We start from the raw sequence: 20,917 nt of genomic DNA on the forward strand, positions 1-20,917 counted from the left end.
TGAGCGGTTGGCGGGGTGGGATTTTTTTCGCTTATCATCCGTCGCTCGGCATACGAGGTGATAGATGGACCCGCCAGGACTGACCACTGACGACACCGGGTGCACCCATTGCACCTGGCGCACCGCAGCGCCGGAATACCCGCATTACCACGACTGTGAGTGGGGCGTGCCGGTGGCGGACGATACCCAGCTGTACGAGAAGATCTGCCTGGAAGGTTTTCAGGCAGGCATGGCGTGGATCACCATCCTGCGCAAACGCGAGCAGTTTCGCGCGGCGTTCGAGGGGTTTGATTTTCGCCGGGTGGCGCAGTACGGCGCGGCGGATATAGAGCGGCTGATGCAGGACCCGGGCATCGTGCGTAATCGCGCGAAGATCGTGTCCACCATCAACAATGCGCGCAGGGCGTGTGAGTTGGTGGAGGAGACCGGCTCGCTGGCACGGTGGTTGTGGGCGTTTGAGCCCGCTGACGATGAGCGCCCGGCCGTGGTGGACATGGCTTACTGGACAGGTAACCCCACCTCGCCGGCTTCCGAACGTTTGTCGAAAGCCCTGAAGAAGCGGGGTTGGACGTTTGTCGGCCCGACCACGATGTATGCGCTGATGCAGGCGATGGGGATGGTGAATGATCATCTGGAAGGCTGCTGCTGCCGGCCGCGAATTGAAACGCTGCGGCAGCAGTTCAAACGGCCCTGAATCCCTGGTTCCAGACTGTCAACACTGTGGGTGCGGCGGTGTCTGGGCTATCAGGACAGGAAACCACCGTCCACATTCAGCGACACACCCGTGGTGTAGCTGGACGCATCGCTGGCCAGGAACAACACCGCGCCGGCCATTTCGCTCGGATCCGCCACACGCTTGAGGGGGATCTGCGCCAGGGCCATTTTCAGGATTGCGTCATTCTTCACCAGGGCCGAGGCGAACTTGGTGTCGGTGAGGCCCGGCAACAGGGCGTTGCAACGAATGCCGAACTCGGCGCATTCCTTGGCAAACACCTTGGTCATGTTGATCACGGCGGCCTTGGTCACCGAGTAGATGCCCTGGAAGACACCCGGCGAAATCCCGTTGATCGACGCCACATTGATGATGCTGCCGCCACCGTTTTCGCGCATCAGCTTGCCGGCTTCCACCGACATGAAGAAATAGCCACGGATGTTCACGTCAACGGTCTTCTGGAACGCACCGAGATCGGTGTCCAGCACGTTGCAGAATTGCGGGTTGGTCGCAGCGTTGTTCACCAGGATATCCAGGCGACCAAACTGCTCGCGAATGCCGGCGAACACTTGGGTGATCTGCTCCATTTCGCCGATATGGCAGGCCACGGCGGTGGCCTTGCCGCCGTCGGCGATGATTGCATCAGCCACGTGCTGGCAGCCTTCCAGCTTGCGGCTGGAAACGATCACGTGAGCGCCTTGTTGGGCCAGCAACTTGGCGATGGCTTCACCGATGCCACGGCTGGCGCCGGAAACAAAAGCAATCTTGCCATCGAGGTCGAACAGGTTGGTCTTGGACATGAGGGTTCCTTGGTGTGTGCGATCAGAGCGCTGATTTGCCGATGACATTCAGGCTCATTTGCTCCAGCAGCTTGTTCATTTGAATGAACTGCGCAAAGCGTTTGTCCTGGGTCTGGCCATGGAAGAAGCGGTAGTAGATCTGCTGCACGATGCCCGCCAGGCGGAACAGGCCGTAGGTGTAGTAGAAGTCGAAATTGTCGATCTGCAGGCCCGCGCGTTCAGCGTAGTAATCGACGAACTGGCGGCGGGTGAGCATGCCGGGGACGTTGCTTGGCTGACGGCGCATCAGTTGCACCGGCGCAGGGTCGGCGGCTTCGATCCAGTAGGCGAGGGTGTTGCCCAGGTCCATCAGCGGGTCGCCGAGGGTGGTCAGCTCCCAGTCCAGCACGCCGATGATCTGCATCGGGTTGTTTGGGTCGAGGATCACGTTGTCGAAGCGGTAGTCGTTATGCACGATGCTCGACGTCGGGTGGTCGGCGGGCATTTTTTCATTCAGCCACGCGCGCACGGCGTCCCAGCGCGGCGCGTCGGGGGTCAGGGCTTTTTCGTAGCGATCACTCCAGCCACGGATCTGGCGCTCTACGTAGCCTTGCGGCTTGCCCAGGTCAGCCAGGCCGCAGGCGCTGTAGTCCACTTGGTGCAGTTCGACGAATTTGTCGATAAAGCTTTTGCACAACGCCTCGGTCTTGGCCGCATCCAGGCCCAGTTCGGGCGGCAGGTCGGAGCGCAGGATGATGCCGTTGACGCGCTCCATCACATAGAACTCGGCACCGATCACCGACTCGTCGGTGCAATGCACGTAGGCCTTGGGGCAATAAGGGAAGCCGTCTTTGAGCTGGTTGAGAATGCGGTATTCGCGGCCCATGTCATGAGCGGACTTGGCCTTGTGACCAAACGGTGGGCGACGCAGCACGAATTCCTGACCGGGGTATTCCAACAGGTAGGTCAGGTTGGACGCACCACCCGGGAACTGGCTGATCGTAGGCGTGCCGCTCAAACCGGGGATGTGGGCCTTGAGGTAGGGATCGATCAGGCTGGCATCAAGTTCTTCGCCTGGGCGAATCTGGGTCGATTGGTCGTTCAGCGCCATGCTTATCCCTTCTGCTTATTCTAAAGGCCTTGGACTATTTCCTAATCTAATGCGCACCACCGCCCAGCGACAAGGTCGTGGCGGCTTAATAGGTTAGCGTGTTGGGTGATGATCAGCGTGCCTGATCGGTCATTTATTGGGCGGGGGCAGGGCGACCGGCGTGAGCACTGGACGCCCGGCGAAGTATTCCACCAAGTTGTCCGCTACGCGCTGCACCGTGTCATGGGCGGCTTCCGGCGACAGGCCCGCGACATGGGAGGTGAGCACGGTGTTGCTGAGTTTCTTGAGCGCGTCGGGCACCTTGGGCTCGTCGTCGAACACATCCAGCGCGGCGCCGCCGATGCGGCGTTGCTCCAGGGCGGCGACCAGGTCGGCGGTGACCACCACGCTGCCACGGCCGATGTTGACCAGATAGCCATTCGGCCCCAGGGCGTCCAAGGCAAAGCGATCGATCAGGTGGCGGGTGCTGGCGCCACCGGGCGTGGCCAGGATCAGGAAGTCCGAGGTGCGCGCCAGTTCCACGGCGGTGGCGCAGTAGGTGTAGTCCACGTCGTCGCGCGGTTGGCGGTTGTGATAACTCACCTCCATGCCGAATCCCAGGGCGGCACGCTTGGCGATCTCCAGGCCCACCGCACCGAGTCCGAGAATGCCCAGCTGCTTGCCGCCCAGCGACGGGCGCATCACTTTCGGCCATTCACTGCGGCGCACGGCGGCGTCGGTCTGCGGGATACCGCGCACCAGCGACAGCAGCAACGCGATGGCGTGATCGGCCACCGACGGCGCATTCACTCCGGCGCCATTGGTCACGACAATTCCGCGATTGCTGGCGGCCTGCAGGTCGACATGCTCATAGCCGGCGCCGATCACGCAGATGATTTCCAGCAGCGCCAGGGCGGCGATTTCCTCGGCGTACAAACCCAGCGGGCCACGAGTCAGTACGGCGTTGATCTGGCTGCCGTGGGCTTTGATGGCTTCGGCGCGTTCGGCAGGTGTCGGCGCCAGGATCACGTGAAAGTCATTGCTCTCGATGATGGGCAGGTAGTCGTTGATGGTTTCTACCAGGACCAGAACGGTGGCGGTCATCGGAAGGCTCTTGCTGAAGGGTTTGAGGGCATGAGTATGCAGTATTTGCGTTGTCAGAAGCGGACCTCAGCCGCTCTCGTGCGCTTCACAAACGCCCCAGCCAACGTCGCGTTGTGATGCTCGATAATCGCCTCTGCCTTCAGTGCCGCAGTGTCCATGCAGGTATGGCCGTCTTCCGGCAGCACCACCGAAAAGCCCAGTTCCACCGCTACCCGACAGGTGGTGTCGATGCAGAACTGGGTTTTCATGCCCACGATCACCAATTGACTGACCTGCGCCGCCCTCAGTTGCTGCTGCAAGTCTGTGCCCAGGAAGCAACTGGGGCGGGTTTTGTTGAACACCAGATCGCCGGACTCGTCGACATCCAGGCCATGCCATAGCTGCCAGGGCGCGCTGCCGGCTTCAATCGGCGAGCCTGTCGGACCAGTGTGGCGGGCGACGAAGATCGGTGCGCCTGCAGGGCGGGCACGCTGAATCAGTTGGTTGATGGTGGCGAGGACACGTTCGCGCTCGAAGGGCTTTTCCGGACCGTCGTATAAGCCAGTTTGCATATCGATGATCAGCAGGGCGTCAGTCATGGTGTTGCTCCTTGCAATGGCCAGATGGCGGAGCAATAAAAAGGCCCCGTCCATTGCTGGCGGGGCCTTGGGTTGAATCTGTGAGGTGTTTAGCGTGAACACCCACCGCAACCGCACGACCCGCCTGAGGCGGTCGTGGTGGTGGTGGTGGTGGTGGTGAGGTTCAGCTGAATACGGTTCATGGCTGGATCATGCTGAGAGCGGCGCCTAGTTGTCAACGAATGTATTTGAGTTGCGCGCGGCGCGTCGATGTACCACGCCACCGTTCCTCAGCTAAGTCTTTGCTTATTCAACAGAATCCCGGACAATCCGGCCCCTTCTATGGTCGGGGCGCTGCCTGTCAGGTTTTCTGACTCGTCCCGGCCGTGTAAAAGCGGAGATCCGATCGGATGAATGATCAGGCCAGTAGCGTCGACCAACGCTATGAGACGACACCTGCAACCCTCACACGCTGGAGCCGCCAGGACACCACCTGGATGCTGGGCCTGTTCGGCACCGCCATTGGCGCCGGCACGCTGTTCTTGCCGATCAACGCGGGCCTGGGAGGCTTCTGGCCACTGGTGATCCTCGCGGTACTGGCCTTCCCGATGACATTCTTCGCCCACCGTGGCCTGACTCGTTTCGTGCTGTCCGGCCGAGAAGGCTCCGACATCACCGACGTCGTCGAAGAGCACTTCGGCATCAAGGCCGGTGCGCTGATCACCTTGCTTTACTTCTTTGCGATCTTCCCGATCCTGCTGATCTACAGCGTGGCGCTGACCAACACCGTCGCCAGCTTCATGGAACACCAACTGCACATTATGCCGCCACCACGGGCGATTCTGTCGTTGGTGCTGATCCTCGGTCTGCTGGCCGTGGTGCGTTGCGGCGAGCAAGTGATCGTCAAGGCCATGAGCCTGATGGTGTATCCGTTCATCGTCGCGTTGCTGTTCCTGGCGGTGTACCTGGTTCCGCATTGGAATGGCGGCATCCTCAGCACCGCCAGCGTAGTCCCAGCCCCGTCGGCACTGCTCAATACGCTGTGGCTGGCGATCCCGGTGATGGTGTTCTCGTTCAACCATTCGCCGATCATCTCGGCCTTTGCGGTTGACCAGAAGCGCCAGTACGGTGTCCATGCCGATGAGCGCAGTTCGCAGATCCTGTCCCGCGCGCACCTGTTAATGGTCGGGATGGTGCTGTTCTTCGTGTTCAGCTGCGTGCTGACCCTGTCGCCGGCGCAGTTGGCCGAAGCGAAAGCGCAGAACCTGTCGATCCTGTCCTACCTGGCCAACCACTTCGATAACCCGACCATCGCGTTCGCAGCCCCCCTGATCGCGTTCGTGGCGATTGCCAAGTCGTTCCTGGGCCACTACATCGGAGCCAGCGAAGGCCTCAAGGGGCTGGTGCTGAAAACGGGTCGCCGCCCGGGTGCCAAGAGCCTGGACCGCATGACTGCCGCTTTCATGCTGGTGGTGTGCTGGATGGTTGCCACGCTTAACCCAAGTATCCTCCGCATGATCGAGACGCTGGGCGGGCCGATCATCGCGTCGATCCTGTTCCTGATGCCGATGTACGCCATTCGTAAGGTTCCGGCCATGGCCAAGTACCGTGGGCAGGCGTCGAATGTGTTTGTCACCGCCGTAGGCCTGGTGGCGATTACTGCGTTGGTGTATTCGTTTATTGCTTGAGTCTGATGCGGTCTAGCTGACTGCACGGCACTAAAAATGTGAGAGTGGGCTTGCTCGCGAATGCAGTGGATCGGTGAATAAATCACTGACTGACACACCGCATTCGCGAGCAAGCCCACATTTGTTTTGGGGTGTCGCTAATACTGTATTGCAGGCATAAAAAAACGCCGCGTACCTTGCGATACGCGGCGCTTCTTCACATCAACATATTAGGCTTGAATCACCGGGATGTTGGCGCTTGCTGCGATCTTGCGAAACTCAGCGATCTGGTCGAAGTTCAGGTAGCGGTAGACGTCACTGGCCATGGTGTCCAGTTTCGCCGCGTAGCCCATGTACTCTTCGACGCTCGGCAGACGACCCAGGGTAGACGCCACTGCTGCCAGCTCGGCCGAAGCCAGGTAGACGTTAGCGCCATCACCCAGACGGTTCGGGAAGTTACGGGTCGATGTCGACACAACGGTCGAATTCGGCTCTACACGTGCCTGGTTACCCATGCACAGCGAGCAGCCCGGCATTTCCATGCGCGCGCCAGCCTTGCCGTAGATGCCGTAGTAGCCTTCTTCGGTCAGTTGGTGAGCGTCCATCTTGGTCGGCGGCGACAGCCACAGACGGGTTGGCAGCTGGCCCTTGACCTGCTCCAGCAGCTTGCCGGCAGCGCGGAAGTGACCGATGTTGGTCATGCACGAGCCGATGAACACTTCGTCGATCTTCTCGCCGGCAACGCTCGACAGCAGACGGGCATCGTCCGGGTCGTTCGGTGCGCAGAGGATCGGCTCGTTGATGTCGGCCAGGTCGATCTCGATGACTTCGGCGTATTGCGCGTCGGCATCGGCTTCCATCAGCTCCGGGTTGGCAACCCAGGCTTCCATCGCTTGGGCGCGACGTTCCAGGGTACGCGGGTCACCGTAGCCTTCACCGATCATCCAGCGCAGCAGGGTGATGTTGGAGTTCAGGTACTCGGTGATCGACTCTTTCGACAGCTTGATGGTGCAACCGGCAGCCGAGCGTTCGGCCGAGGCGTCGGACAGCTCGAAAGCTTGTTCCAGCGTCAGGTCGTTCAGGCCTTCGATTTCCAGGATGCGGCCGGAGAACGCGTTCTTCTTGCCTTTCTTCTCTACAGTCAGCAGACCCGATTGGATTGCGTAGTAAGGAATGGCATGAACCAGGTCACGCAGGGTGATGCCAGGTTTCATTTTGCCTTTGAAGCGCACCAGGATCGATTCCGGCATGTCCAGTGGCATTACGCCAGTGGCTGCGGCAAACGCGACCAGGCCAGAGCCGGCCGGGAACGAGATGCCCATCGGGAAACGCGTGTGGGAGTCACCACCGGTACCGACGGTGTCCGGCAGCAGCATGCGGTTCAGCCAGCTGTGGATGATGCCGTCGCCTGGACGCAGCGATACACCGCCACGGGTCATGATGAAGTCAGGCAGGGTGTGGTGGGTGGTCACGTCGATCGGCTTTGGATAGGCAGCGGTATGGCAGAACGACTGCATTACCAGATCGGTCGAGAAGCCCAGGCACGCCAGGTCTTTCAGTTCGTCACGGGTCATCGGACCGGTGGTGTCCTGGGAACCCACGGTGGTCATCTTCGGTTCGCAGTAGGTGCCAGGACGAACGCCTTTGCCTTCTGGCAGACCGCACGCCTTGCCGACCATTTTCTGTGCCAGGGTGAAGCCTTTGCCGGTGTCGACAGGCGCTTCAGGCAGCTTGAACAGGTCGGTAGGGCCCAGGCCCAGTTCTGCGCGCGCCTTGTCGGTCAAGCCACGACCGATGATCAGCGGAATACGGCCGCCGGCGCGGACTTCGTCCAACAGCACCGGGGTCTTCATTTCGAAGGTGGTGATGACTTCGTCGGTGCCGTGTTTGCAGACTTTGCCAGCATGCGGGTACAGGTCGATCACGTCGCCCATGTTCATGTTGGTAACGTCGAATTCGATTGGCAGTGCGCCAGCATCTTCCATGGTGTTATAGAAGATGGGAGCGATCTTGCTGCCGAAGCAGAAGCCGCCAGCGCGCTTGTTCGGCACGTAAGGAACGTCGTCACCGAAGAACCACAGTACGGAGTTGGTCGCGGATTTACGCGAGGAGCCTGTACCAACCACATCACCGACGTAGGCGATCGGGAAGCCTTGGCCGCGCATCTCTTCGATCTGCTTCATCGGGCCGGTCTTGCCTTGCTCGTCCGGCACGATGCCTTCACGCGCCATTTTCAGCATGGCCAGGGCGTGCAGCGGGATGTCAGGACGGGACCAGGCATCTGGCGCAGGGGACAGGTCGTCGGTGTTGGTTTCGCCGGTGACCTTGAACACGCGCAGGCTGATCTTGTCGGCCAGGGTAGGGCGGTTGCTGAACCACTCGCCATCAGCCCAGGACTGGATCACGGCTTTGGCGTGCTCGTTGCCGTTCTTGGCTTTTTCGGCCACGTCGTGGAACGCATCGAACATCAGCAGGGTGTGCTTGAGTTGGGCCGCGGCGACAGGTGCCAGTTCGGCGTCGTCCAGCAGCTCAACCAGGGTCACGATGTTGTAGCCGCCTTGCATGGTGCCAAGCAGTTCAACGGCGCGTTTCTTGTCGATCAGGGGGGAAGTGGCTTCGCCCTTGGCCAGGGCAGACAGGAAGCCGGCCTTGACGTAGGCAGCTTCGTCAACGCCTGGTGGAATGCGGTTGGTGATCAGGTCAACGAGGAATTCTTCTTCGCCAGCCGGAGGATTTTTCAGCAGCTCAACCAGGCCTGCGGTTTGTTCGGCGTTAAGCGGCTGGGGAACAATACCCAGGGCTGCACGCTCTTCGATATGTTTGCGGTAGGCTTCAAGCACAGTTATTACCCTCATCAGTGGTCCCACGGGACGCTCATCCAGCAATGAACGGCACGCATGCGCTCGGGGGCTTTTTGGGCCACAAAGCCAGCGCTGCCGGCATTTCTCACAGAAGCTGCTTTCAAAGTTTTACGCCTGCAGAACGGAGCTGATGAGGGTTGGCGAGGGCGTTGACCTACCGAGTCATTCACCATCGCCAACACCGTTCTGAAGGAACGACTGTGCTCGTGACGCTTTGAAAACAGCTTCCAGCGGATTATTGGCGCCTTACAAGGCCGGATGATTCTACGGCAAAAAAAATCTAAAGGTAAGTTGCCTCGCCAAGTTTGCAGGGTGATAGCCGTTAGACAAAGGGCTAACATGGCGCATTGTTTTGCTTATCTGCGTGTCGTTGCCCATGTCCAACCAAACCATCAAGACCCCCTGCGTCGGCCTGTGCTCCACGGTTTACGGCGATCTCGTGTGCCGTGGCTGCAAGCGTTTCCACCACGAAGTGATCCAGTGGAACGGCTATAACGAAGAAGAAAAACGCGCGGTCTGGCTGCGGTTGGAGCAACTGTTGGTGCAGGTAATGGCCGGCAAACTCGAGGTATTTGACCCCAAGACCCTGCGTGGGCAGTTGGAGCAGCGCAAGATTCGCTTCGTGCCACATCAATCCGAGTATTGCTGGGCCTACCAGTTGATCGCCCGTGGTGCGCGGGTGATTTCCAACGTGGAGGCTTACGGCATGGTGCTGTTGCCGGAATTTCGCGATTGGCCCTTGCCAGACCTGCGTGACGCCATTGATCGAGAGTTCTTTATCCTGTCGGAGGCGCACTACCAGCGCTATATCGCGCCAAGCTTTCTCAAAGATGCATTTTCCAGCGGATGACACAGAACCCAATGTGGGAGCAATCGTCCGAAGGACCCCGTCAGGCCTTGCTGGCCAGTTACTCCAACTGATCCATCAGCGTGTCAGGCTTGAGCACCAACACATCACTTTCCACGGCATCCAGTATCACCTCCGCCGTATTGCCGATCAGCGCCCCGGTAATCCCTGTGCGCGCCACGGTGCCGATGATCGTCACCGCCGCCTGCCACTTATGGGCGGCGAAAGGGATCAGCACATCCGCCGGGCCTTCCTCAATGTGCAAGTGTGAGTCGTCAACATCGAACTCTGCCTGAAACGCCTTACATTGCTCGCGATAACGCGCCTCGATGGTTTCCTTGAGCTGGAAGGTCGGGTCTGCCGCCGACAACATCGGCGACGGGTGGGCGCTGATGACATGCAACTGCGCCTTGGCCAGGCTGGCGATATCAAAACCATGGTCGATGATTGAATTGTGCAGCGCTCGATGGTCTGCATCAATGTTGCCCACATCGATCGCCGCCAGGATCACACCGCTCGTCCACGGCTTAGCCGTCTTGACCAGCAGCACTGCCGACGGGCAATAGCGCAGCAGCTTCCAGTCCGCGGGCGTCAGCAGGGCTTTTTTCAGCGGGCTGTCGGGGAAATGCTGCTTGATCACCAAGCCACAACCCTCGGCTTGCTGCACATCAATAATGGTTTCATGCAGGCTGTCATTCCAGGCCTGCTCGGTGCTGACGCTGTAGCCATCTTCCTGCAAGCCCGACTTCAGCAGCGCCAGCAGCGCCGAGTGCTCATGCTTTTTGTCGCAGACCAGCAAATGCAAGTGCGCGCCAGTGACCCCGGCGATCAGCTTGGCGCGCTTGAGGGCAAGGCTTTCCGAATGCTCGGGTTCGATGACCACCAGGATGCTGCGGATGGCTTGCATGATCGGATCTCCAAAAGAGGCGGGGGCTGGAACAACTATAGTTGCTGGCTGGCGCACGTCATGTTGATGCACATCAAGGCCCGTGACTGGTGGTCTGCGGCGGGGTCGGTATAATCGCCGGCCTTTTGTGATCCTTTTACCCGTGAGCCCGATGAACCTGCCAGAAATCCATGAATTCCTCGGTTGCCGCACCCCTGACGCTTGGGTCCAGGCCGCGCTTGCCGATCAGGAAACCCTGCTGATCGACCACAAGAACTGCGAATTCAAAGCCGCCAGCACCGCGCTGAGCCTGATGGCCAAGTACCACGGCCATGTTGACCTGATCAACATGATGTCGCGTCTGGCCCGTGAAGAGCTGGTGCACCACGAGCAAGTCATGCGTTTGATCAAAAAGCGCAAGGTCGAGCTGCGACAACTGCACGCCGGGCGCTATGCCTCGGGTTTGCGCAAAGTCGTGCGCAGCCACGAGCCGGTCAAACTGGTCGACACGCTGGTGGTGGGTGCCTTTATCGAAGCGCGCAGTTGCGAGCGTTTCGAAGCATTGGTGCCGCATTTGGACGAAGAACTCGGCAAGTTCTACTTCGGCTTGCTCAAAAGCGAGGCGCGGCACTTCCAGGGTTACCTGAAGCTGGCGTACCAGTATGGCGACGCCAAGGACATCGCCCAGGTGATCGAGCGGGTGAGGGCGGCCGAGCAGGAACTGATCGAGTCACCCGACATCGAGTTCCGCTTTCACAGTGGCGTGCCAGCCTGACGCGACGGCCACGCCGATCAGCGCGGTTATTGCGGTCAGCAGCAGGATCACCGTCTGGGTGCTCAAGGGCGCGGCGAGTACGGCAATCGCCAGGCCGGCCAATGGCTGCGCCAGGTTGTTGAGCAAGGTGATCACGCCCACTGTTTTGCCGAAGTCTTGCACCGGAATGACCCGTTGACGGGTGCTGCGCATGTACACGTTGAACATTTTGTCGAAACCGGTGACCAGCAGGAAACCCACGGTGTAAGCCCAAAGCGTGGGGCTGACCGCAATGACCAAGGCCCCGGCCCCGATCATTGAATACGACAGCCCGCCCAGCACTTTCAACGCCAGGGTGGCGCGTGCCAGGTAAAACAGAATAGCGATGGTGACCACTGCGCCGGCAGCCTGTAGCAGCGCATAGGCATCCTTGCCGGCGGCGAATTGCCCGGTCACCATCGCCGCCGACGTGGCCAGCGTCACGCCGATGATCAGGTTCACGCCGACTGCGAGGGCAATGATGCGCTTCAGCTCTGGCAGGTTGCGGATATGCCCGAATGCGATGCGCAGCGGTTGCAGCCAGATGTCCTGATGCTGTTCAAAGCTCTCCAGATTCACCGCAGTGTTGCGCTGCCAGGTCCGCATCGCCAGATCTGCTAGCACAAACAGCCCGGCAACCCCCAGCACCACCCAATGCCAGGCCCACACCTCCAGCATCAATGCCGCTACCAGCGGCCCCAGCACCAGGCCGCTCTGGTCGGCTATTTGTGAGTAGGACAAGGTCTTGGCGTAGGTGTAATGCTTGAAGATGTGCGGCATCACGACTTCGCGGGCCATGATGCCTTGAGTCGTCAGCACGCCGCACAGCGCAGACAGGGCTACCAGCCAATAGATACCGTCAAACACCCCGTAAAGCGCTACGGCCACTACGCACGCCAGTGCGCGGTAAACCTGGCTGATATGCAGGATGCGCACCGGCGAGAATTTATCGCACAGCGCTCCACAGACTGGAAAAGCCAGGTAGCGCGGCAGCGATTCGACGAAAAACGCAAGCCCGGCCCATGCGACGCTGTTGGTGGTCTGGAACACAAGCAGCGGCACGATAAACAGCAGTATCTGGTCCGCCAGCCGTGACAGGAACAGTGAGATAAAAAAAGCCAGGTAATCCTTGCGCATGCAACTCCCTGTGGATGGCGTTAAAGATTGCAGGTTATTTGTTAAAAACTCTTAAAAACATGAAGCTTGGTCGGCCGGTGTGAGCCCGCTGCGTTTGTTGCCCAGCTTGCCACCTATAATCCCCGCTCTTCAATCCGCATCTGCACACTGAGAACTTATGGAAAACCTGGGGTTGGGCAAGGTCTTGCTCGTTGAGGACGACGAGAAGCTGGCAGGGCTGATCGCGCATTTTCTGTCACAGCATGGTTTTGAGGTGCGCGTGGTGCACCGGGGCGATGAGGCCCTGGCGGCGTTCCTGGACTTCAAACCGAAGATCGTCGTGCTCGACCTGATGCTGCCCGGTCAGAGCGGCCTGCATGTGTGTCGCGGGATCCGCGCGGTGTCCGACACGCCCATCGTGATCCTGACCGCCAAGGAAGATGACCTGGACCACATCCTCGGCCTGGAGTCTGGTGCTGACGACTATGTGATCAAACCGATCAAACCCCCGGTGCTCCTCGCACGCCTGCGCGCCCTGCAGCGGCGGCAGGCGCCAGAACCGACGGTGCGCGGCGCCCTCGCTTTCGGGCGGTTGGCCATCGACCGCAGTTGCCGGGGCGTCAGCCTGGGGGATGACAAGATCGACCTCACCACCATGGAGTTCGAGCTGTTGTGGCTGCTGGCGAGCAACTCGGGGACGATCCTGTCCCGTGATGACATTCTCAACCGCATGCGCGGTATCGCGTTCGATGGCCTCAACCGCAGTGTCGATGTGTACATCAGCAAACTGCGCGGCAAACTCAACGACAACCCGCGCGAACCGGTGTGCATCAAGACCATCTGGGGCAAGGGCTACCTGTTCAACCCGTTTGCGTGGGAGGTCTAGATGCTGCGGCTCTACATCCGCCTTTACATCATCCTGGCGCTGGGCCTGGCGGGGGCAATCTGGCTGGTTAACTACACCTTCGATGAGCTGCTCCCTGAGGCCAACGAAACCTATAACCGCGAAGCCCTGCGCGGCCCCGCCTATGGCCTGGTGGAGCAATTGCGTCCCGTGCCGGCCGAGGCCCGCGAGGTGCGCCTGAGCGAATTGCAGCAGCATTACGGTCTGCGTCTGGATTTGGTGCAACGCGATGAGTTGGCGCTGAGCCAACGCGAGCAGCACTTGCTCGCGGCCGGCCAATTAGTGGTACGGGGCGACTTCATGGAGTTCATCGCCAATATCGATGGCGGCCCGCAACTGCTCAATATCAAGCTGCCTGAAGAGCCTAAATGGTTGTACCTGTGGGCCTACGGTTTGCTGGGGTTGTGCTTGGCAATTGTGCTGTATTTCTGGGTTCGTCCGCACTGGCGCGACCTGGAGCATATTCGCCTGGCGGCACAACGTTTCGGTGACAACGACCTCAGTTCCCGCATCCTGCTGCCACGCCGCTCCACCGTGCGCGAGCTGGCGGGGCACTTTAACCAGATGGCCGAGCGCATTGAAAGCCTGATCGCCAACCAGCGCGAGCTGACCAACGCCGTGTCCCACGAGCTGCGCACGCCGATTGCGCGCCTGTCGTTCGAGCTCGACCAGCTCAAGCAACAGACCGACCCGCGCCAGCGCAGCCAATTGATTACCGACATGTACGCCGACCTCGGCGAGCTGGAAGAAATGGTCTCCGAGCTGCTCACTTATGCCAGCCTGGAACGTGGCGCCACTCAGGTCACGCGCGAGCGCATCGAGGCCCACAGCTGGCTCGACAGTGTGATCGGCAGCGTGGCCCTCGAAGCGGAAGCGGCCGGTATTCAGCTGTCGCTGCGTACGTGCGAGGTGGACTTTATCCAGATCGAACCGCGCTTTATGGCGCGAGCGGTGATCAACCTGCTGCGCAATGCGATCCGATACGCCGAGCGCCGTGTGGAGGTGTCGCTGGTCACGTTCGGCAGCGGCTATGAAGTGCGGGTGTGTGACGACGGCCCGGGTGTTCCGGAGGAAGGCCGCTCGAAGATCTTCCAGCCCTTCATGCGCCTCGACGCCAGCCGTGACCGTCGCACCGGCGGCTTCGGCCTTGGCCTGGCGCTGGTACAACGGGTGTCGCAGTGGCACGGCGGCCAGGTGCAAGTGCTGGATTCGGAATGGGGCGGAGCGTCGTTCCGGATGACGTGGGCGTATGCCGATTAACGACCCTGAAATCGATTGTAGTCAGCGGCATCCTGTCGGCGTTGTTTGTGCCTGGTAGCCGGCCGGAGCGATTCTTCAAAGCCTTGACCAGTGGTGCTGATGCAGTGATCGTGGATTTTGAAGAAACGGTTGAAGAACCGCTCAAGCGCCAGGCGCGCGATAACCTCGGGGCGTTTTTGACGGCCAACCCTACTGCCCAGGTATGGGTGCGCATCAATGCGCCGGAGCATGCCGAGCATTTCGAGGATGTGACGTTCTGCAAAGCCCATCCGAATGTGGCGGGCGTGCTACTGCCTAAGGTTGAACGTGCAGCACAGGTCGCCGTGGTGACGGCGACCGGCAAACTCATCTGGCCGATTATCGAGAGCGTGCGTGGCCTGTTGGTCGTGGCCGAAATTGCCCATGCGCCGCTGGTGGAGCGCCTGTCGTTTGGTGGTCTGGACCTGGCGCTGATCGTGCATTCCCGCGCTGCCGGCCTTGTCGCACCGCTGAATGGGGTGCATCCGGCCATCGATGACCCAGAGGGGCTGTGCCGTTCGATTCGGCATGCCTATGAAATGGGGTTTGCCGGTGCGCTGTGTATTCACCCCAGGCAGGTAGCGGTGATTCACCAAGCCCTGGCGCCGAGCGCCGAAGACTTGGCCTGGGCAAAACGGGTGGTGGACGCGGGTGCGCATGGGGCAGGGGCCTACCAGATCGATGGGCAGATGGTGGATGCGCCGGTGTTGTTGCGGGCACAACGGCTATTGGGCTGCACAGTAGTAATTGACGATGCGCGCTCGCACATTGGATCTGTGCTGTGTCTCAGATTTGGGGGCTGCCTGGCTGAACGCAGGTATCTAGAATCCGAAATTCACTACACGCCTGGCATCAGGCAACTTGCCTTGCAACACAACAATAAGAAGCTGATTTCCATGCTCAAGCTCTCTAGGGCGCTGCTGTGAAGCCGCCACCCTGTTTGTCGCGGACTTGGCCCAGGCGGCGGACCCGATTGTCATCGAAATTGGGGATTGTCCCGATTCACCTGAGGATCGTGATGGTGGTGAACATGGAAGTTGGCCTGGTGCACCCACCGGCGGGGTTGAACCTGTTTGGGACATCAGCGGTGACTGGATTGACGCTGGGGCAGACCATTCGTGCGGCGTTGCCGTGGCTGATGATTCTGTTGGTGTTCTTGAGCATGGTTACTTATCTGTCATTCATTGCGCTGCCGCATTGGCTGGGGATGTAGAGGCTAACTCACGAAGCCGTCGACGAGGTGCGGGTCGATGGTTTCCCCTTGGAGGTTCTCGAAGCGAATTTCCCGATAACGCGGCGCTGTCAGGTGCCAGGCAATATTTCCGCGCCACTGGTTTTGCAGGGCTTGCGCACAAATCATCATCTGTTGCACCGATTGCTCGTCATAGCCGTAGCTTGCCAGGCATGCAGGCAACCGTTCCTGGGCATCGGTAAACGCGTGGGCCCATTGATCAATGCGTCGTGATACTTCGCGGGCAGCCGCCTCAGGGGAGTAACCCTGGGTGTGCCGCAGATGGGTCAGCAGGTTATAGATGTCATCATCGGGGTCTTCCATGATTCGAAACGACAGTAAATCGTTGACAGCCTTGAAGAGGTTCAGTGCCAGCAAGCACAACTCTTGCCAAGGCTTGCTGTAGTAGAGGGAGGAGGGCAGGTAAATATTCTGTACCCAGTAGATGAATTCTAGACAGAACTGGAAGCCTCCGGCGTCCCGCCAAAGGCTATCGTAGCCTTCGATTCCTGGCTGGGTGTGATGAACTCGATGCATCAACGCTGTCATGCAGGGGGCAATGTAAGAGGCATACCGCTCGCCAGCCCGTTCTTTCCAGAGAGGCGGTGCCAAGCGTGCGGAGCGCCTGATTATATCCTTGAGCCCTGAGGCAAGCAGCCCTGGTTGGGGGGCGTAGCATGTGAACGCACTGCTGTGAACTCCCCGAAGCAATTGTTCCAACGTGTGAGGGTCCTTGCAGTCTTCGTCTGCGAGATCATCTTGGCAACTGAACCACCCCACCACGTCTGACAAAATCAACAACAGGTGCCGCGGCGCGTCTGGCCACATATAACCGGCATATGTGCCAGGGACGTAAATGTCCAATTGGCGGGCTGCGCGCGGTGTGTCTTCCAGGCCGATGCTCTTGAGCCATTGACGCGTGTGATGTTGTGCCTCTTCGGCATAAGGATTTAGCGGGTAATGCGCTTCAGCCAGCCAGCGAGGGAGTTCAAAAGCCCCGCCGACTATCGGCGTCTGAAGGGCCCTCTGAGCTTTAGGGGCCCATCCTTTGATGCCTGCGGCTCCGGCACCTTTCACGATGGTACGCAACCAGGCCGTGAATATTTTTGGCGTGTGTTGCAGCTCATCCTGTAATTGCTCAGGCTCCACCCAGCGCCATGCTTTGGCTTCATCCGGATTGGCAATGGGGTCAGTCGCGCAGCAGCCTACGAACACGTGATCGTATTCATATTCCGTCATGGTTTTCGACACGCGTTCCCGATAAACCAGCGTGGAGTATTGCTCAAGCTCGCAGGTCAGCCCCATTTCTTCATACAAACGGCGCCGCGCTGCGTCTGGCGTCGTCTCGCCCTGGCGTGGGTGCCCGCAACAGGTATTACTCCACAGCCCAGCAGAGTGGTACTTACTGTCCGCTCTTTGTTGCAGTAACAGTCTGGAGTGAGGGTCAAAAATGAATATTGAAAAAGCTCGATGAAGCAGCCCTTCTTCATGCACCTGTTGTTTGCCAGCGAAACCTGTCGGCTGATCATTCACGTCAACCAGAATGAGGACGTCTTCCATAGCCGCTCTCCTGAGCTTTATATGCAGGACGGTAAGGCGGTCCATTTCAAGGGTGTCTGACACGTTCAGGGTGAGAGCATAGATCGAGTGATCAAGGGGTGAACGCTTATTCGTTATACTTATTCGCACTCAGGGCTATATCAAAGAATCAAAGAAAAAGTATTTCTTTTTTTCAGGCATCCGCTACGGTTAAGGCGCTGTCCTCGTAAAGTGGTGTCCATTGCAGTTCCGGTCTTTTACGTCTAGGTAATCCATGTGCCGCACCGCAGGTAAGCGTTAGAGCCTTGCGGGTCGCTCGCAAACTAGAGGCCGCTACGATGATCACTGCCGACGCGCTGACAGAAAGAACTGACTATAAAGTTGCGCACGCTCAATGGCGCGAAGCGTTTGAATACCAAGCGCGCGCGGGTGGCAAGAAAGTGCGCAGCGCGATTGCTGTGGCGCTGTCAGCTGTCTATAAACTTGCGCCCCATCAGACCCATGTTTTGTGCGAAGCCATAGAACTTCTTAACACCTCCACGTTAATACATGACGATGTGCTTGACGGCGATCATATTCGCCGCGGGCTTCCGTCGGTGTGGGCTAAATTCGGCGTTGAAATCGCTCTGAATTCCGGCATGTGTGGGTACCTTGTCGGTCTGCAACTCCTTGCACAGTCTTTCAATGCTGGCGTCCTGCAGGCCGCGCTCACCAGTCTTGAGCACCTGCACGTGGGGCAGCACTTGGATCTACAGTTCAGCAATGGCGATGTCCTGCCGACCTGGGAAGAATATGAATTAATCGCTCAAGCCAATACGGGTTGTCTGTTCGTTTTTCTACTGGACGCGTGTCAATGCCTGACGCCCATCGATGAAGCGACGTATCTGGAACTCTACGTGTTGCTTCTCGAATTGGCTGTTTATTATCGTTATGTCAACGACTACTCGGATGTAAACCACACTGCGCATTACAAAAAAAAGGGCTTTGCTCCCGACCTTGAAGGCGGACCCAAGTCAATTTTAATGATGCTTGCCAATGATCCATTGAGAAAAGGCAAAAAAACCAACGCACAGAAAAAGAAAATAATCAAAGCCTATGGTCGCGCCGGCGTGTTTGATGCCGCCTTGGTGTTAATAGATGCTACTTACGCAACCATTGAACGACGCCTGGAAACCCTCACGCGTCTACATCCTGAACATGACCTGCGTCCTTTAATGGGGGTGTTGAGTGACATTCGATTTGAGCATGGCCCAGTTGATAATTACTATCAGCAGTGTCTGGCCGGCGGTCGTCCGCTGCAGGGGACGACCTGAGGTCACGGGCGTCAATGCTTCACGGATTCAGCGCGCTGAAGATTGCATGCGCTACTTTCACCCGTTCCGCATTTGGATAGTTCTTGTTCGCCAGGATCACCACGCCTACATCCTTGCTCGGCACATACGCCACGTAGGCGCCAAAACCACGGGTCGAACCGGTTTTGTTGTAGAGGGCGTTGGTTGGTTGCACCTGAGCGGGATTCAGCCAGTTCACCTTGTGTGGCTCCATCGCCATCGATGTAGAGTTGCCATCAATCAACGCTTGTAACTTGATCGGGTAGGGGTAGTACTCCCAGCCGAGCCCTTGGGTCATGCCATTTACGGTGTAGTAGCCGGTATGCGTGGTGGCGATTGCCTGTTGCAACGGTTTCCCCAGCGTTTGCGGGTGCATGTTCACCCTCACATAGTGCGCCAAGTCCTGGGTGCTGGTTTTGATGCCATAGGCTTCGCTGTCCAGCGCCCCAGGGCCGACGTGCACGGGTTTTTGGTCCTTGTCGTAACCTTGGGCATAGAGATTGGCTTTGTCGGGCGGCACGCTGACATAGGTGTTCTTCAGGCCCAGTTGGGGCAGTAGGGTTTTCTCCATGGCCACGTTGAACGGCTCGCCGAGGCTTTGTGCGCTCAGGTAGCCGAACAGGCCAATGCTAGGGTTGGAATAAAGACGCTGCGCACCGGGCGCGTACGCAGGTTTCCACTGCTGAAAATAGCCGAGCATGGTGCCCGCGCTGTCGGCAGCGTCCGGAAACTGCAGCGGCAGGCCGCCTGGCGTGTAGGTAGCCAGTTGTAGCAGGCTGATGCGGTCGAAGGCGCTGCCCTTGAGTGCTGCAAGGTGCTGGCTGGCGTTGTCCGACAGCTTGAGCTTGCCACTGGCCTGGGCGTAACCCCCCAGTGTGGCGGTGAAGGTTTTGCTCACCGAACCGATCTCAAACAACGTGTCTTGGGTGACGGGTTGCTGGGTGTCTTTATTGGCGATGCCGTAATTAAAGTATTGCACCTTGCCTTTGTTTACCACAGCGACCGATAGGCCAGCGATGCCGTGTTGCTGCATCAGGGGTTCAACGCTATTGTCCACGACCTTGCGCAAATCGGTGTTGGCCATGCAGGTGCCGGAGGCGAACAAAAAGGCCGAAAATAAGAAGCTTCGTACGTTTAAGTGAGATCTTTCGCACATAGTAATTGGCGTCCATGTAAGTGATAGGCTAACGATCAGTGCCTGCGCAGGCGCCGCAAATTTAGGCGGATTCTTGCCTCTGGGCAAACAATGATATTTCGCACCAGCCATTAGAAAATTTGGGGTCAAACATGCTGCGTTCCCATCTACCCCTCAATGCCCTGCGCGCATTCGAGGCTTCAGCTCGGCATTTGAGCTTTACCCGCGCAGCTATCGAGTTATGCGTGACTCAGGCGGCGGTCAGCCATCAGGTCAAGAGCCTGGAAGCGCAACTTAATGTCACATTATTCAAGCGTCTTCCTCGAGGCCTGATGCTCACCCGTGAAGGCGAAACCTTACTGCCGGTAGTGCGTGAGTCGTTCGACCGCATCGCCCAGACGCTCAGCCAGTTCGAAGGCGGGCACTACCGCGAAGTGCTCACCGTGGGCGCAGTGGGCACCTTTGCGGTGGGCTGGTTGCTGCCACGCTTGGCGGATTTTCACGCGCGTTACCCCTTTATCGACCTGCGGTTATCCACCCACAACAACCGCGTCGACGTGGCCGCCGAAGGCCTCGACTACGCGATCCGCTTCGGCGCGGGAGCCTGGCACGGCACCGATGCCTGCGAACTGCTGGAAGCGCCCCTCACCGTGCTTTGCGTGCCGCAACTGGCCGAGCAACTGCACACCCCTGTCGACCTGTTGAAACACACCTTGCTGCGCTCCTACCGCGCCGATGAGTGGAGCCTGTGGTTCCAGGCCGCTGGCCTGCCCGCCGACACCCTGGTGCCGCGCAGTATCGTGTTTGATTCCTCGTTGGCAATGATGGAAGCGGCCTTGCAAGGAATGGGGTTGGCATTGGCGCCGGCAATGATGTTTTCGCGCCAACTGGAGAATGATGTGATTCGCCAGCCGTTCGACGTCGGCATCACCACCGGCAGCTATTGGTTGACGCGTTTGCAGTCGCGGGCCGAGACGTCGGCGATGTTGGCGTTCAAGGGGTGGTTGCAGGAAATGAAGATGCAAGGCTGAACGTGCTTATTTTTGAAATATAATGAAACATTTGCTCAGGGCCTTCGCTCTACAGC

At 59.0% G+C, this 20,917-nt stretch carries 17 protein-coding genes and 2 pseudogenes; 10 read left to right on the plus strand and 9 right to left on the minus strand.

The genetic code is table 11. From position 1 onward, the window contains the following. Positions 1 to 64 precede the first annotated feature (64 nt). The gene (locus AACY44_RS16530; RefSeq protein ID WP_339436585.1) at positions 65 to 694 is read left to right on the plus strand and encodes a DNA-3-methyladenine glycosylase I; all 630 of its coding nucleotides are present in this window, start codon (positions 65 to 67) and stop codon (positions 692 to 694) included. A gap of 50 nt (positions 695 to 744) precedes the next feature. On the opposite strand, the gene AACY44_RS16535 is transcribed toward AACY44_RS16530, so the two are convergent. The 4 genes from AACY44_RS16535 to AACY44_RS16550 form a co-directional block, all read right to left on the minus strand. Further along, entirely contained in the window at positions 745 to 1,512 is a 768-nt protein-coding gene (locus tag AACY44_RS16535; protein WP_049713006.1) for an SDR family oxidoreductase, read from the minus strand. Positions 1,513 to 1,534: 22 nt separating this feature from the next. Continuing rightward, on the minus strand, positions 1,535 to 2,602 hold the full coding sequence (locus AACY44_RS16540; protein ID WP_339415939.1) for a phosphotransferase family protein: 1,068 nt from the start codon (positions 2,600 to 2,602) through the stop codon (positions 1,535 to 1,537). A 129-nt stretch (positions 2,603 to 2,731) separates the two neighbouring features. Beyond that, a complete protein-coding gene (locus AACY44_RS16545; RefSeq protein WP_339415941.1) occupies positions 2,732 to 3,685 on the minus strand; it encodes a 2-hydroxyacid dehydrogenase in 954 nt (317 codons plus the stop codon). A gap of 53 nt (positions 3,686 to 3,738) precedes the next feature. Continuing rightward, entirely contained in the window at positions 3,739 to 4,263 is a 525-nt protein-coding gene (locus AACY44_RS16550; protein WP_339530667.1) for a cysteine hydrolase family protein, read from the minus strand. A 389-nt stretch (positions 4,264 to 4,652) separates the two neighbouring features. Between AACY44_RS16550 and AACY44_RS16555 the strand changes: the two genes are divergently transcribed. Then, positions 4,653 to 5,930, plus strand: coding sequence for a serine/threonine transporter (locus AACY44_RS16555; RefSeq protein WP_339415944.1), 1,278 nt, complete (start codon positions 4,653 to 4,655; stop codon positions 5,928 to 5,930). A 209-nt stretch (positions 5,931 to 6,139) separates the two neighbouring features. Here AACY44_RS16555 and acnB read toward each other — a convergent pair whose 3' ends face one another. Then, positions 6,140 to 8,749, minus strand: coding sequence for a bifunctional aconitate hydratase 2/2-methylisocitrate dehydratase (gene acnB / locus AACY44_RS16560; protein ID WP_339530703.1), 2,610 nt, complete (start codon positions 8,747 to 8,749; stop codon positions 6,140 to 6,142). A gap of 397 nt (positions 8,750 to 9,146) precedes the next feature. Here acnB and AACY44_RS16565 point away from each other — a divergent pair, with 397 nt between their 5' ends. Next, the gene (locus tag AACY44_RS16565; protein ID WP_339415945.1) at positions 9,147 to 9,620 is read left to right on the plus strand and encodes a DUF1289 domain-containing protein; all 474 of its coding nucleotides are present in this window, start codon (positions 9,147 to 9,149) and stop codon (positions 9,618 to 9,620) included. Positions 9,621 to 9,678: 58 nt separating this feature from the next. Here AACY44_RS16565 and AACY44_RS16570 read toward each other — a convergent pair whose 3' ends face one another. Continuing rightward, entirely contained in the window at positions 9,679 to 10,524 is an 846-nt protein-coding gene (locus AACY44_RS16570; RefSeq protein ID WP_339415946.1) for a universal stress protein, read from the minus strand. 151 nt (positions 10,525 to 10,675) lie between these two features. Here AACY44_RS16570 and AACY44_RS16575 point away from each other — a divergent pair, with 151 nt between their 5' ends. Continuing rightward, positions 10,676 to 11,278, plus strand: coding sequence for a tRNA-(ms[2]io[6]A)-hydroxylase (locus AACY44_RS16575; protein WP_065872862.1), 603 nt, complete (start codon positions 10,676 to 10,678; stop codon positions 11,276 to 11,278). Here AACY44_RS16575 and AACY44_RS16580 read toward each other — a convergent pair. Next, entirely contained in the window at positions 11,234 to 12,433 is a 1,200-nt protein-coding gene (locus AACY44_RS16580) for an MFS transporter (RefSeq protein WP_339530669.1), read from the minus strand. The two genes, AACY44_RS16575 and AACY44_RS16580, sit on opposite strands and share 45 nt — an antisense overlap. A gap of 157 nt (positions 12,434 to 12,590) precedes the next feature. Here AACY44_RS16580 and AACY44_RS16585 point away from each other — a divergent pair, with 157 nt between their 5' ends. From AACY44_RS16585 to AACY44_RS16600, 4 genes and pseudogenes are all read left to right on the plus strand, one after another. Beyond that, complete coding sequence (locus tag AACY44_RS16585) at positions 12,591 to 13,298, plus strand: winged helix-turn-helix domain-containing protein (protein ID WP_339427580.1); 708 nt, start codon at positions 12,591 to 12,593, stop codon at positions 13,296 to 13,298. Further along, positions 13,299 to 14,576, plus strand: a complete 1,278-nt coding sequence (locus AACY44_RS16590) for an ATP-binding protein (RefSeq protein ID WP_339415952.1) — start codon at positions 13,299 to 13,301, stop codon at positions 14,574 to 14,576. A 14-nt stretch (positions 14,577 to 14,590) separates the two neighbouring features. Next, positions 14,591 to 15,325 (plus strand): annotated as a pseudogene (locus tag AACY44_RS16595) (HpcH/HpaI aldolase/citrate lyase family protein); the annotation flags it as partial. Positions 15,326 to 15,567: 242 nt separating this feature from the next. Then, positions 15,568 to 15,807 (plus strand): annotated as a pseudogene (locus AACY44_RS16600) (TRAP transporter large permease subunit); the annotation flags it as partial. A gap of 3 nt (positions 15,808 to 15,810) precedes the next feature. Here AACY44_RS16600 and idi read toward each other — a convergent pair. Beyond that, complete coding sequence (gene idi / locus AACY44_RS16605; RefSeq protein WP_339530672.1) at positions 15,811 to 17,385, minus strand: isopentenyl-diphosphate Delta-isomerase; 1,575 nt, start codon at positions 17,383 to 17,385, stop codon at positions 15,811 to 15,813. A gap of 317 nt (positions 17,386 to 17,702) precedes the next feature. On the opposite strand from idi, the gene AACY44_RS16610 reads away from it, so the two are divergent. Further along, positions 17,703 to 18,677 (plus strand): polyprenyl synthetase family protein, encoded by a 975-nt coding sequence (locus AACY44_RS16610; protein WP_339494873.1) that lies wholly within the window; start codon positions 17,703 to 17,705, stop codon positions 18,675 to 18,677. Between the two features lie 19 nt (positions 18,678 to 18,696). On the opposite strand, the gene ampC is transcribed toward AACY44_RS16610, so the two are convergent. Further along, the gene (ampC, locus tag AACY44_RS16615) at positions 18,697 to 19,851 is read right to left on the minus strand and encodes a class C beta-lactamase (protein ID WP_339427577.1); all 1,155 of its coding nucleotides are present in this window, start codon (positions 19,849 to 19,851) and stop codon (positions 18,697 to 18,699) included. Between the two features lie 131 nt (positions 19,852 to 19,982). On the opposite strand from ampC, the gene AACY44_RS16620 reads away from it, so the two are divergent. Then, positions 19,983 to 20,861, plus strand: a complete 879-nt coding sequence (locus AACY44_RS16620) for a LysR family transcriptional regulator (RefSeq protein ID WP_339415957.1) — start codon at positions 19,983 to 19,985, stop codon at positions 20,859 to 20,861. The last annotated feature ends 56 nt before the right edge of the window (positions 20,862 to 20,917 follow it).

The sequence above is a fragment of the Pseudomonas sp. RA_15y_Pfl1_P11 genome (assembly GCF_963970975.1).
Lineage (GTDB): Bacteria > Pseudomonadota > Gammaproteobacteria > Pseudomonadales > Pseudomonadaceae > Aquipseudomonas > Aquipseudomonas tritici.